Raw genomic sequence first — 12,692 nt, 5'->3', positions numbered from 1 at the left:
TTAACTCTAGGCGCAGGTTGCCGCTTTGTCCAGCGTCGACGGTTAGATATGAAATCCCTCATGACTGAGCTCTTCGGCAACCCAGTTAAAAAAGATCTTCACTTTCTCTTTTTGCTCGTTAGGGTGCGGCAAAACGAAGTGATGGGCGTTAACCGGCATACTCGCGTCGCTGGAAAAAACCGGCTCGAGGTGCCGTTGCCGAACGCTCTGACCGGCCAGCAAATTACTTTCAAGAACAATGCCCATACCCATGCGTGCGGCCTCAATGCTCATATAGGAACGGTCAAAATTAAAAATAAAGCTCTTATTCCAGCCGCGAACCTTGTGCCAGGATAACCAGTTGCTCCAGCCGATCAGCGTGCTGTCGGAGTGGATAAGATCGCAGGCCAGTAAGTCTTCAATAGTCTGAACTTCGCGGCTGGCTAAATAAGTTGATGAGCTATAGGGGAGCATGCGTTCATTTTTTATGGTTTTGACCACCAGAGTCGGCCATTGTGAGAGCCCATGGCGAATATCGATATCAATATTATCGCGGGAGAACTGGATACTTTCATAAGAGCAGGTCAGGCTAATTTTAAGCTCGGGCCAGGCCTGGCGAAATTTGTTCAGGCGGGGCATCAGCCACAGGAGCCCAAAGCTGGGCGCGGAGTGAATGCGTAAATAATCCTGATGGATATCGTTAATCACCTGATTGGTGGCCTGGCCAATAATATTTAACGCTCCGGAAACCTCTTTAAGATATTTTTCACCAATTGCGGTTAACACCATGCCTTTACTGCTGCGGGAAAATATTTTCTTTCCGAGATACTGTTCCAGGCTGGCTATCTGATGGCTGACCGCTGAGGCCGTAATATTGAGATGCTCTGCGGCCAGATTGAGACTGCCGGTATCCGCCACTTCAATAAATGCCTGAATATTGCGTAAGGAGGGCATCGGTAAACTTTTATTTTGCAGCGGCTGATTCATCATTTCTCCAGCAAATAGAAAATGTCTGGTGGTATTATTTTTACTTCGCAAGAAGCTACGCTCGCCCTTATCTCCACAATGGCACATCAGCATAACATAGAGACAAAATAAGTAATGGCGTAATTCGTGATGAAGTTAACAGTTTTAGGGCGAGGGATGCCAGGCAACATAATTCGCAGGAATTTGCGTGCAGTCACGAAGCAAATTTTTCTCACTCATAATTGAGGTTTTTTGAATACCCTTTCTTTTTTGGGTTGTTATATTGCAACCACAGGCCTGATACCAAGGCGCGATGCGGTAAGGTTCGCGACAAAAACATAAAACAATAATGAGGATACCCTATGTCACGTATAGATACTGTTGTCTGTACTGACGCCAGGAAAACAAAATATCGTTCCGTGGTTTTGACGATGATTTTTCTGGTGTATGCCATAAATTACGCTGACAGAACGAATATCGGCGCGGTGCTGCCGTTTATCATTGATGAGTTTCATATCAATAACTTTGAAGCCGGGGCCATCGCCAGCATGTTTTTTTTGGGCTATGCGGTAAGTCAGATCCCGGCAGGATTCTTTATTGCCAAACGCGGTACCCGGGGGTTGGTTTCGCTATCCATTTTCGGCTTTTCCGCTTTTACCTGGCTGATGGGCACCGTGAGCTCCGTTTTTGGTCTGAAAATGGTGCGTCTGGGACTGGGTCTTAGCGAAGGGCCGTGCCCGGTAGGACTGGCTTCAACCATTAACAATTGGTTCCCGCCGAAAGAGAAAGCCACGGCGACGGGCGTTTACATTGCAGCTACCATGTTTGCGCCGATCATCGTTCCGCCGCTGGCGGTGTGGATTGCGGTAACCTGGGGGTGGCGGTGGGTCTTTTTCTCCTTTGCGATACCGGGGATTGTGGCGGCGATAGCGTGGTACCTGTTGGTTAAGTCAAAACCCTCGGAGAGCGGATTTGTTTCACCAGCCGAACTGGAAGAGATCAATGCCGGGCGTGAAACCGATGATAACCTTGTGCGCGAAAATATCTTAATTGCCAATCGTTTTACCTGGCTGGATAAAATTATTCGAGTGAAGAAAATGGCGCCTATCGATACGGCGAAAGGATTATTTACCTCAAAAAATATTCTCGGTGACTGTCTGGCCTATTTTATGATGGTTAGCGTACTGTACGGATTATTAACCTGGATCCCGCTGTATTTAGTCAAAGAGCGCGGTTTTGATGTGATGAGCATGGGCTTTGTGGCAAGTATGCCGTGCATCGGCGGTTTTATTGGCGCGATCGCCGGAGGGTGGATTTCAGATAAAGTATTAGGCCGTCGGCGTAAACCCACCATGATGTTTACCGCTATTTCAACGGTGGTCATGATGTTAATCATGCTGAATATTCCAGCGAGTACCCTGGCGGTCTGTATTGGTTTGTTCTTCGTCGGCTTTTGTTTAAATATCGGCTGGCCGGCTTTTACCGCTTACGGTATGGCCGTTTCGGACAGTAAAACCTATCCGATCGCCTCTTCTATTATTAATAGCGGTGGCAACCTTGGCGGATTTGTTGCCCCGATGGCTGCGGGATTTTTACTGGACCAGACCGGCAGCTTTAATTCTGTATTTACTTATTTTGGTATCTGCGCAGCAATTGGTTTGCTGGTTATTCTCTTTCTCGATGAGCCACAATAACGGAAATATATCCTGTTAATTAATATGACGTAATGTCATGGAGTAAAAATATGTTATTAAAAGATAAAGTCGCCATTATTACTGGCGCGGCCTCCGCACGCGGTTTGGGTTTTGCTACCGCGAAGTTATTTGCCGAAAACGGCGCTAAAGTGGTCATTATCGACCTCAATGGCGAAGCCAGCAAAGCCGCGGCGACGGCATTAGGCGAAGGCCATCTCGGGCTGGCGGCAAACGTCGCCGATGAAGTTCAGGTTCAGGCGGCAATGGAACAGATTCTGGCGAAATATGGTCGGGTAGACGTGCTGGTGAATAACGCCGGTATCACCCAGCCGCTGAAGCTGATGGACATTAAACGTGCCAACTATGACGCGGTATTGGATGTCAGCTTGCGCGGTACGCTGCTGATGTCGCAGGCGGTTATCCCGGCGATGCGGGCGCAAAAATCGGGCAGCATTGTCTGTATCTCGTCGGTTTCCGCCCAGCGCGGCGGCGGTATCTTCGGCGGCCCGCACTACAGTGCGGCAAAGGCCGGAGTGCTTGGTCTGGCGCGAGCGATGGCCCGCGAGCTGGGTCCGGACAACGTCCGCGTCAACTGCATTACCCCGGGGCTGATCCAGACCGATATCACCGCCGGTAAGCTGACCGACGAAATGACGGCCAACATCCTCGCCGGAATCCCGATGAACCGCCTCGGCGATGCGGTTGACATCGCGCGCGCCGCGCTATTCCTCGGCAGCGATCTCTCTTCCTACTCTACCGGTATCACTCTTGACGTAAACGGCGGCATGTTAATCCACTAAGCGAGGCAAGCAGATGAAGATCACCGAAGCACAAAAAGTCGCCGCGGCGGCGTGGCGGATTCGCCGCTATGCCCTGCGCATGGGGGAGGTTCAGGGTCAGGGCTATATCGGCCAGGCATTAGGCTATGCGGATGTGCTGGCCACCGCGTTCAGCCACGCGATGACCTACCGTCCGCAAGAGCCGCGGTGGGAAGGGCGCGACCGCTTCCTGCTCTCTCACGGCCATTACGCCATCGCCTACTATGCGGCGCTGCTGGAGGCGGGAATTATCCCGGAAGAGGAGCTGGAAACCTACGGTTCTGACGACAGCCGCCTGCCGATGTCGGGAATGGCGACCTACACCCCGGGTATGGAGATGTCCGGCGGCTCGCTGGGGCAGGGGCTCTCTATTGCCGTCGGGATGGCGCTGGGGCTGCGGCAAAAAGGGAGCGCATCCTGGGTCTACAACTCCATGTCGGATGGGGAGTTGGATGAAGGTTCCACCTGGGAAGCGGCGATGTCGGCGGCGCATTACGGCCTGACGAACCTGATCAACATCGTTGACGTGAATAAACAGCAGGCGGACGGCGATTCGCGCAAAATTCTCGGCTTTGAGCCGCTGCATGAAAAATGGGCCGCCTTCGGCTGGTACGTGCAGCGCGTCGACGGTAACGATCTGGCGGCGGTGATGGCCGCCTTTGATAACGCGAAAAATCATGCGGGCAACCAGCCGCGGGTCATCTTATGCGACACATTGATGGGTAAAGGGGTCCCGTTCCTCGAAACCCGGGATAAAAACCATTTTATTCGCGTCGATGCGGATGAGTGGCAAAAAGCGATTGCGGTGCTGGACGCCAACAAACCGGAAGGAGTGCTGTAATGAGCCAGAGTAAACCACGTTTAAAAACGTCCGCGATGATCGCTTCTATTGCTGACGAAGGTCAGGCGACGATTCCGGCACCGTTTGGCGTTGCGCTCTCGAAGCTGGCGGCGCAGCGACCAGAAATCGTTGGTATGACCGCGGACCTGTCAAAGTACACCGATCTGCACATTTTCGCGCAGGCTTTCCCGGATCGCTTTTTCCAGATGGGAATGGCGGAACAGCTGCTGATGGGGGCGGCGGGAGGAATGGCGAAAGAGGGATTCATTCCCTTCGCCACCACCTATGCCGCTTTTGCTACCCGCCGCGCCTATGATTTTATTCATCAGGTCATTGCCGAGGAGCATCTCAACGTGAAGATCTGCGCGGCGCTCCCGGGCCTGACCACCGGCTACGGGCCGAGCCATCAGGCAACGGAAGATCTGGCGATCATGCGCGGCATTCCCGGCATGGTCATCGTCGACCCATGCGATGCGCTGGAGATAGAGCAGGCGGTACCGGCGATTGCCGACCATAACGGTCCGGTATATATGCGCCTGCTGCGCGGTAAGGTGCCGTTGGTGCTGGATAAGTACGACTATCAGTTTGAGCTGGGCAAGGCGAAGCTGCTTGAAGATGGCAACGATGTGCTGATTATCTCTTCCGGGCTGATGACCATGCGCGCCCTCGAGGCGGTCGAAAAGCTGCGGGCCGATAATATCAGCGCAGCCGTACTGCACGTGCCAACGATCAAACCGCTTGATGAAGAAACGATTATTGCACAGGCCTCGAAGCCCGGTCGCCTGGTGGTTACTGCCGAGAACCATACTTCGGTTGGCGGACTGGGGGAGGCGGTTGCCGCGTTGCTGATGCGCAAAGGCGTGCGCTGCGAGCTGGATACCGTTGGCTTGCCTGACGAATTCCTGCTGGCCGGCGCGCTGCCGACCCTGCACGATCGCTACGGTATTTCCACCGCGAGGATGGTCGAAAAAATTAAGTATCGCCTGCGTTAATTGCTTTCGCCGCCGCGTCCTGCGGCGGCGCTTCTCTGCTTTTGTTCGCGGCTTCCCTGTCGAGGCATTAAACGTGCTATTTCGAGGACGCCTGGCGCGAAGCGCCATCGCCGCTTCTCATCGACAGAACGGGGAGCTGTCGTTTGTGAGGCAGAGGATTCTTTTCGGCAGATTTTATGCGGTTCGTCACAAAATCTGCTAGACTGCGCAACTTCATGGCATTGTGGTTTTTGCCATCTCTTTCGCAATAATCTCCCTGAAAACTACGCCTGTGACGGGCCGGGGCGGTTCGGAGTTGTTATGTCTTTTGATTCCCTTGGCCTGAATCCTGAAATCCTGCGCGCCGTCGCTGAGCAGGGCTACGTAGAGCCAACCCCTATTCAGCAGCAGGCTATCCCGGCAGTATTACAGGGCCGCGATCTGATGGCCAGCGCCCAGACGGGTACCGGCAAAACGGCGGGATTTACGCTGCCGCTGCTTCAGCACCTGATCCAAAAAGAACCCCACGCCAAAGGTCGTCGCCCGGTGCGCGCCCTGATCCTGACCCCGACGCGCGAGCTGGCGGCACAGATTGGCGAGAACGTCCGGGATTACAGCAAATACCTTAACGTTCGTTCGCTGGTGGTTTTCGGCGGCGTAAGCATTAACCCACAGATGATGAAGCTGCGCAGCGGCGTCGATATTCTGGTGGCAACCCCTGGCCGTCTGCTGGACCTTGAGCATCAGAACGCCGTGAGCCTGGACAAAGTCGAAGTGCTGGTGCTGGATGAAGCCGACCGTATGCTGGATATGGGCTTTATTCACGATATTCGCCGGGTGCTGGCGAAGCTGCCGGCAAAGCGGCAGAACCTGCTGTTCTCCGCAACTTTCTCCGACGACATTAAATCACTGGCGGAAAAGCTGCTGCATAACCCGCTGGAAATCGAAGTCGCCCGCCGTAACACCGCTTCTGAGCAGGTGAGCCAGCTGGTGCATTTTGTCGATAAAAAGCGCAAGCGCGAGCTGCTGTCGCAGATGATCGGCGAAGGCAACTGGCAGCAGGTTCTGGTCTTTACCCGCACCAAACACGGCGCAAACCACCTGGCGGAACAGCTCAATAAAGACGGCATCCGCAGCGCCGCTATTCACGGCAACAAGAGCCAGGGCGCGCGTACCCGAGCGTTGGCTGATTTTAAATCCGGCGGCATCCGCGTGCTGGTCGCAACCGATATCGCCGCGCGCGGTCTGGATATTGAAGAGTTGCCGCACGTGGTGAACTACGAGCTGCCAAACGTGCCGGAAGATTACGTGCACCGTATTGGTCGTACCGGGCGCGCTGCGGCAACGGGCGAAGCGCTGTCGCTGGTCTGCGTAGATGAACATAAGCTGCTGCATGATATTGAACGCTTGCTGAAGAAAGAGATCCCGCGCATCGCCATTGCGGGTTACGAGCCGGATCCGTCGATCAAAGCCGAGCCGATTCAGAACGGTCGCCAGCAGCAGCGCGGCGGCGGTCGTGGCGGTCAGAGCCAGGGCCGGAGCGGCCAGGGACGTGGTGGTCAGGGACAGGGTCGTGCCCAGCAGGCTGCTCCGCGTCGCACCGATGGCGAAGCGTCGAAAGCGCGCACTCAGGACGGTAAGCCTCCTCGCCGTCGCCGCCCGCGCAAACCTGCTGCGGCTGAGTAAAGTTGTTCTGGCTGCGGTGGGGAAATCTACCGCAGCTTGTTCCTTTCAGAACACATCGCGATTAAAATTTAACACTCTCCCGCTAAGTCTGACTTCAATGTTGCCGCTCGCTATTTATCTTTTATGAGATCTTACTTTTGGCAATGAACTATTTTTACGATTTTTGCAATAACTAACAAAGTTATAACCTGCAACTATCAAAAGAATGACAGATACTAATAACATTAAAAAAGCAACCATATATACCCTCAATAATTTACAGACCCTGCGGGTTCATAAAGCAGTATACGGATTAGCGTTTAAGATATAATGTATTATGAGTTTAGATATTCTTAATATATCTGAAATTAAAGGATTAATTTTAATTTCACGGTCTTTTTGACGATATTTTTCGGAATTCGTTTAGATGATTTTAAACATCTTCATGTTTTTTTGAATGCCCATAAAGTTAAATTGATAGCGATTTTGGTGACTGTGCTGGTATTTTGAAAATTATATTCAGCCCGGATAAAATAACGTTATGACACATTATTCATTAAGTGGATGTCGAGCGTTGGTTGTGGCTGCATAAACCGACTTCAACCTGATTCTGCGAGACCGCTTCCTGTTTGCCGAAAAAGGGATACCTCCCTCCCGGCAAAAATGGCACAATAGTGGCTGTTTATACAGTATTCAGGTTTTCTCATGGCTTTGACCGCAGCGCTGAAAGCGCAAATCGCCGCCTGGTATAAGGCGCTTCAGGAACAAATTCCTGACTTTATTCCCCGGCCTCCGCAGCGGCAGATGATCGCCGATGTGGCGAAGACGCTCGCCGGAGAAGAGGGGCGGCACCTGGCGATTGAAGCGCCGACCGGGGTCGGCAAAACCTTGTCGTATCTGATCCCTGGCATTGCTATTGCCCGCGAAGAGCAAAAAACGCTGGTGGTCAGTACCGCCAACGTTGCGCTGCAGGACCAAATCTACAGTAAAGATCTGCCGCTGCTGCGCAAAATCATCCCCGATCTGCGCTTTACCGCCGCCTTTGGCCGCGGGCGCTACGTCTGCCCGCGTAACCTGGCCGCGCTTGCCAGCACGGAACCGACGCAGCAGGATTTGCTGGCCTTTCTTGATGACGAACTCACGCCTAACAACCAGGCGGAGCAGAAGCTGTGCGCAACGCTGAAAGCGGATCTCGATAGCTACAAATGGGACGGCCTGCGCGATCATACCGACAAAAACGTGGATGATTCTCTGTGGAGCCGCCTGAGCACGGATAAAGCCAGCTGCCTGAATCGAAACTGTCACTATTATCGCGAATGTCCGTTCTTTGTCGCCCGACGGGAAATCCAGGAAGCGGAAGTGGTGGTGGCGAACCATGCGCTGGTGATGGCGGCTATGGAGAGCGAAGCGGTGCTGCCGGAGCCGAAGCATCTACTGCTGGTGCTTGATGAAGGCCACCATCTGCCGGAGGTCGCCCGCGATGCGCTGGAAATGAGCGCTGAAATTACCGCCCCGTGGTATCGCCTGCAGCTGGATTTGTTCACTAAGCTGGTTGCGACCTGCATGGAGCAGTTTCGCCCTAAGACCACGCCGCCGCTGGCGAATCCCGAACGTCTGACTGGACACTGCGAGGAGCTGTTCGAGCTAATCTCCTCGCTGAATAATATTCTCAATCTCTACATGCCGGCCGGCCAGGAGGCGGAGCATCGCTTTCCGATGGGGGAACTGCCGCAGGAAGTCATGGAGATCTGCCAGCGGATGGCGAAACTCACCGAAACGCTGCGCGGCCTGGCGGAGCTGTTCCTTAACGATCTGGGCGAAAAAACCGGCACGCACGATGTGGTGCGTCTGCACCGGGTTCTGCTGCAGATGAACCGCGCGCTGGGGATGTTTGAAAGCCAAAGTAAACTGTGGCGGCTGGCGTCGCTGGCGCAGTCCTCCGGCGCACCGGTGACTAAATGGGTCACCCGCGATCTGCGCGATGGTCAGATGCATATCTGGTTCCACTGCGTGGGGATCCGCGTCAGCGATCAGCTGGAAAGGCTGCTCTGGCGCAGCGTCCCGCATATCGTCGTCACCTCTGCGACGCTGCGTTCGCTGAACAGCTTCTCTCGCCTGCAGGAGATGAGCGGGCTGAAAGAGAAAGCCGGAGATCGCTTTGTGGCGCTGGATTCGCCCTTCAACCACGTCGAACAGGGTAAAATCGTCATTCCGCAGATGCATTATGAACCGCTTATCGATAACGAAGAGCAGCATATTGCCGAAATGGCCGCCTATTTCCGTGAACAGGTCGAGAGCAAAAAGCATCTCGGCATGCTGGTGCTGTTCGCCAGCGGACGAGCGATGCAGCGTTTTCTCGAGCACGTGACCGATCTGCGCCTGCTGCTGCTGGTTCAGGGCGATAAGCCCCGCTACCGACTGGTGGAGCTGCACCGCAAACGCGTTGAAGGCGGCGAGCGCAGCGTACTGGTTGGGCTGCAATCCTTTGCGGAAGGTCTGGACTTAAAAGGTGAGCTGTTAAGCCAGGTGCATATCCATAAGATAGCTTTCCCGCCGATAGACAGCCCGGTGGTGATCACCGAAGGTGAATGGCTCAAAAGCCTCAACCGCTATCCGTTCGAAGTCCAGAGCCTGCCCAGCGCGTCATTCAACCTGATTCAGCAGGTGGGGCGCCTGATCCGCAGTCATAGCTGCTGGGGAGAGGTGGTGATTTATGATAAACGTCTGTTAACCAAAAATTACGGTAAGCGCCTGTTGAACGCATTACCCGTATTTCCGATAGAGCAGCCTGCCGTCCCTGAGGTTATAGTAAAAACGAAAGCAAAACCGACGCGTCGCAAGCGGCGATAGTGGTGCAATGTCGACGATGTGAGAAGCTCAGAGGAGCCTGCAATGGACTACAGCAAGATTATTAAAGAAGTCGGGCGCGGAAAGAACCACGCCCGCGACCTGGATGTGGAGACAGCCCGCGCGCTCTACTCGCGGATGCTTAACGGCGAGGTGCCTGAGCTTGAGCTCGGCGGCATTCTTATCGCTCTGCGCATTAAAGGCGAAGGCGAAGCGGAGATGAAGGGCTTCTATGAAGCGATGCAGGCGCATACGATTAAGCTGACTCCGCCGGTCGCCAAACCGATGCCCATTGTGATCCCCAGCTATAACGGCGCGCGTAAACAGGCAAACCTGACCCCTCTGCTCGCCGTCCTGCTGCATAAGCTCGGCTTCCCGGTCATCGTCCACGGCGTGAGCCACGATCCGACCCGCGTGGTGACGGAAACGATTTTTGAACTGATGGGTATCCCGGCGACGCTTCACGCGGGTCAGGCCCAGGCGCGATTGGATAGCCATCAGCCGGTTTACGTTCCGGTCGGCGCATTTTGCCCACCGCTGGAAAAACAGCTGGCGATGCGCTGGCGCATGGGCGTGCGCAACAGCGCCCACACGCTGGCCAAGCTGGCGACACCCTTTGCGGAAGAGGCGGCGCTGCGCCTGTCGAGCGTTTCACACCCGGAATACGTCGGCCGGGTAGCGAAATTCTTTGCCGAAATCGGCGGGCGGGCGCTGCTGATGCACGGTACCGAAGGGGAGGTTTACGCCAACCCGCAGCGCTGTCCGCAGATTAGCCTGATTGATGCATCTGGTATGCGGGTGGTAAATGAACGACAGGATAGCGTAGCCGCGCAGGCACTCGCCCTGCCGGAGTCAAAAGATCCTGAAGTCACCGCCCGCTGGATTGAGCGCTGCATCGTCGGGAGCGCACCGCTACCGCAATCATTGCGAATTCAGTTGGCCTGCTGTCTTGTGGCCACCGGCGCCGTTCCGTCTCTTGAACAGGGCCTGGCAAAGGTGGCTGAGCGCTGGTAACCGTAGCGGCAGGCAAAAAAAAGCCCGTCCAGTGGCGTGGACGGGCAAGGCAAGGGTATTAAAGGATCTTACAGGGTTAAAACAGTGGCATTACAGGATGTGGCTACAGGAAATAGCGGCAAGTCGCGGCGATTATTTGTAGATAACCGCGGTACCGCTAAGTTTGTTGTTGCTGTTAGCTGAGGTAATGCTATAACCGGTCGCGCCGGCAGCCTCTGCTTTTTCAGCCAGTTTAGCTTCCAGTCCATCCAGCGTCGTCGCGCCTTCAGCGGAAACTACACCAATTTTATTCATGCTTTCTGCCTGAGCCGAGGTCACCGGCTGGGCGGCGAATGCGCCAAAAGAGAAAGCGGAAAGGGCGATGGCAGCGGCAGCAAATTTCATGTTTTTCATAGTTAATCTCTCGCAGGTTGTTCTGTTCAGGGGACGATGTTGCGTCGATGTGATAAGTATCACGGTTTTTTACGGGAGATAAAATCGAAGGAAATTAACAGTGTCCATCTAATTTTTTGAATAAGTATTAATTTATTGAATATTAATAAATTATTTTGGCCGGGAAAAGCAAAACCCGTGAGGATGAAGTTCAGAGGGCTTTAAGGGCACATATTGCCACGCCGCTTGCCAAAAAACGTGCGCGAAAAGATAACGCGATATGCGGTAATGAACGGTAAATATCGGTCAACGAAGCTGGCTATCTTTGGAACCTCTACGATTATATCCTGAAAATGTATTGTTATGTAAATCTTTCTCCTGCTGGCATTTTATGCAGTATTTCACGCCCGCGACCGCGCGCTGACGCGCTTCGGGGATCGGTTCTCCGCATTCTTCACAAAATTTGTTGCTCTCACCCGATGACAGCTCATTTCGCGCCCGTGCAATCGCGTCATTGATAGTGCTATCGATTTGTTCCTGCACCGCGTCGTCATTTGCCCAGCCTGAAGCCATAGTCCACCTCGCTATCTCGTCTTTCTTTAGTATAGGAAATATGGGGGCAAAAAATGACCAGACAAGGAGTCATGTTCACTGCAGAGAAAATCCAGGGGTGAGGCAGTGGAGAGAGGGATACTGAAGGGCGTTTGCGCGCAGGCCTCCGCAGGGGAGGTTAAAGGGATGATAACAGGCGGATAAAAAGCTGCTTCCCGACCAGCCCGGCGGGGAGCTTGCCGGTCGGGGGAGTCGGAATAAACGTCTAGCGGGCGTCCGGACGCACAAGGTCAAAGCGCAGGCTTTCATCAATGGCGTAATAGGCGCTGGGACCGCCCGCGCGCAGAATCGGCTGAGCCCTGGCGGTCTGGTAAATCCCGTCCTCCAGCAGCGACTCATCAATATGCACTGCCACAACTTCGCCCAGCACCAGCCAGGTATCAACCGCCAGCCCTTCGGCGGTGGTTAACTGGATGCATTGCGACAGGCGACACTCAAAATTGACCGGACTTTCGGCTACCCGGGGGGCGCTGACGAGGCGGCTGGCGGCGGGAGTGAGCCCGGCGCGGACAAATTCATCTTCGTGACGCGGGATACTGGCAGAGGTTTCGTTCATCGCGACCGCCAGGGGGCGGGTGGCGAGGTTCCAGACGAACTCTTTGGTCTCAACGATATTCTGCACGCTATCTTTCCAGCCGCTGCTGGCGAAGCCAATAATCGGCGGCCGATAGTTAAAGCAGTTGAAAAAACTATACGGCGCAAGATTATGCTGGCCGCTATTATCCACGGAAGCTATCCAGCCGATAGGCCGTGGTCCGATAATCGCGTTAAGCGGGTCGTGCGGCAGCCCGTGTCCTTGCGAAGGTTGGTAGAAGTACATACGACACTCGTGACAAATAAAGAAGATATCCAGACTCACTTATTTACCGCGCCGCCGTCAACGGGTATCTTACGCGGCTGTTCAAAGGAGAAT

General features: G+C 54.3%; 12 protein-coding genes. 7 read left to right on the top strand and 5 right to left on the bottom strand.

Annotated features, from left to right (window positions below; all coding sequences use genetic code 11):
* Nucleotides 1–42: 42 nt before the first annotated feature.
* Nucleotides 43–966, bottom strand: a complete 924-nt coding sequence (locus HMPREF3178_RS15350) for a LysR substrate-binding domain-containing protein (RefSeq protein WP_023329459.1) — start codon at nucleotides 964–966, stop codon at nucleotides 43–45.
* 341 nt (nucleotides 967–1,307) lie between these two features.
* Between HMPREF3178_RS15350 and HMPREF3178_RS15345 the strand changes: the two genes are divergently transcribed.
* The 5 genes from HMPREF3178_RS15345 (at nucleotide 1,308) to rhlE (ending at nucleotide 6,955) form a co-directional block, all read left to right on the top strand.
* Nucleotides 1,308–2,639, top strand: a complete 1,332-nt coding sequence (locus tag HMPREF3178_RS15345) for an MFS transporter (protein ID WP_017146300.1) — start codon at nucleotides 1,308–1,310, stop codon at nucleotides 2,637–2,639.
* Nucleotides 2,640–2,689: 50 nt separating this feature from the next.
* Nucleotides 2,690–3,439 carry an SDR family NAD(P)-dependent oxidoreductase gene (locus tag HMPREF3178_RS15340; RefSeq protein WP_004100470.1) on the top strand — a complete coding sequence of 250 codons (750 nt, stop codon included), beginning with the start codon at nucleotides 2,690–2,692 and terminating at the stop codon, nucleotides 3,437–3,439.
* Between the two features lie 13 nt (nucleotides 3,440–3,452).
* Nucleotides 3,453–4,298 (top strand): transketolase, encoded by an 846-nt coding sequence (locus HMPREF3178_RS15335; RefSeq protein WP_017146299.1) that lies wholly within the window; start codon nucleotides 3,453–3,455, stop codon nucleotides 4,296–4,298.
* Nucleotides 4,298–5,290, top strand: coding sequence for a transketolase family protein (locus HMPREF3178_RS15330; RefSeq protein WP_016808144.1), 993 nt, complete (start codon nucleotides 4,298–4,300; stop codon nucleotides 5,288–5,290). The genes HMPREF3178_RS15335 and HMPREF3178_RS15330 overlap by 1 nt, the downstream gene beginning before the upstream one ends.
* Before the next feature lie 300 nt (nucleotides 5,291–5,590).
* Nucleotides 5,591–6,955 carry an ATP-dependent RNA helicase RhlE gene (gene rhlE, locus HMPREF3178_RS15325; RefSeq protein ID WP_017146298.1) on the top strand — a complete coding sequence of 455 codons (1,365 nt, stop codon included), beginning with the start codon at nucleotides 5,591–5,593 and terminating at the stop codon, nucleotides 6,953–6,955.
* Between the two features lie 114 nt (nucleotides 6,956–7,069).
* On the opposite strand, the gene HMPREF3178_RS30990 is transcribed toward rhlE, so the two are convergent.
* Entirely contained in the window at nucleotides 7,070–7,180 is a 111-nt protein-coding gene (locus HMPREF3178_RS30990; protein WP_224226336.1) for a small membrane protein, read from the bottom strand.
* A 459-nt stretch (nucleotides 7,181–7,639) separates the two neighbouring features.
* On the opposite strand from HMPREF3178_RS30990, the gene dinG reads away from it, so the two are divergent.
* Nucleotides 7,640–9,784, top strand: coding sequence for an ATP-dependent DNA helicase DinG (gene dinG / locus HMPREF3178_RS15320; protein WP_016808142.1), 2,145 nt, complete (start codon nucleotides 7,640–7,642; stop codon nucleotides 9,782–9,784).
* A 42-nt stretch (nucleotides 9,785–9,826) separates the two neighbouring features.
* Nucleotides 9,827–10,795, top strand: a complete 969-nt coding sequence (gene ybiB / locus HMPREF3178_RS15315) for a DNA-binding protein YbiB (RefSeq protein WP_004100479.1) — start codon at nucleotides 9,827–9,829, stop codon at nucleotides 10,793–10,795.
* A 132-nt stretch (nucleotides 10,796–10,927) separates the two neighbouring features.
* On the opposite strand, the gene ybiJ is transcribed toward ybiB, so the two are convergent.
* The 3 genes from ybiJ to HMPREF3178_RS15300 form a co-directional block, all read right to left on the bottom strand.
* Nucleotides 10,928–11,188 carry a DUF1471 family protein YbiJ gene (gene ybiJ, locus HMPREF3178_RS15310; protein WP_017146297.1) on the bottom strand — a complete coding sequence of 87 codons (261 nt, stop codon included), beginning with the start codon at nucleotides 11,186–11,188 and terminating at the stop codon, nucleotides 10,928–10,930.
* 285 nt (nucleotides 11,189–11,473) lie between these two features.
* Nucleotides 11,474–11,740 carry a DksA/TraR family C4-type zinc finger protein gene (locus HMPREF3178_RS15305; RefSeq protein WP_004100483.1) on the bottom strand — a complete coding sequence of 89 codons (267 nt, stop codon included), beginning with the start codon at nucleotides 11,738–11,740 and terminating at the stop codon, nucleotides 11,474–11,476.
* A gap of 244 nt (nucleotides 11,741–11,984) precedes the next feature.
* On the bottom strand, nucleotides 11,985–12,599 hold the full coding sequence (locus tag HMPREF3178_RS15300) for a flavin reductase family protein (protein WP_004100485.1): 615 nt from the start codon (nucleotides 12,597–12,599) through the stop codon (nucleotides 11,985–11,987).
* Nucleotides 12,600–12,692: the final 93 nt, after the last annotated feature.

This window comes from Klebsiella sp. HMSC09D12, assembly GCF_001808475.1.
GTDB classification, from domain to species: Bacteria; Pseudomonadota; Gammaproteobacteria; order Enterobacterales; family Enterobacteriaceae; genus Klebsiella; species Klebsiella oxytoca.
Note: the sequence above shows the minus strand (reverse complement) of the source record. Positions and strands in the feature narration are given on the sequence as shown.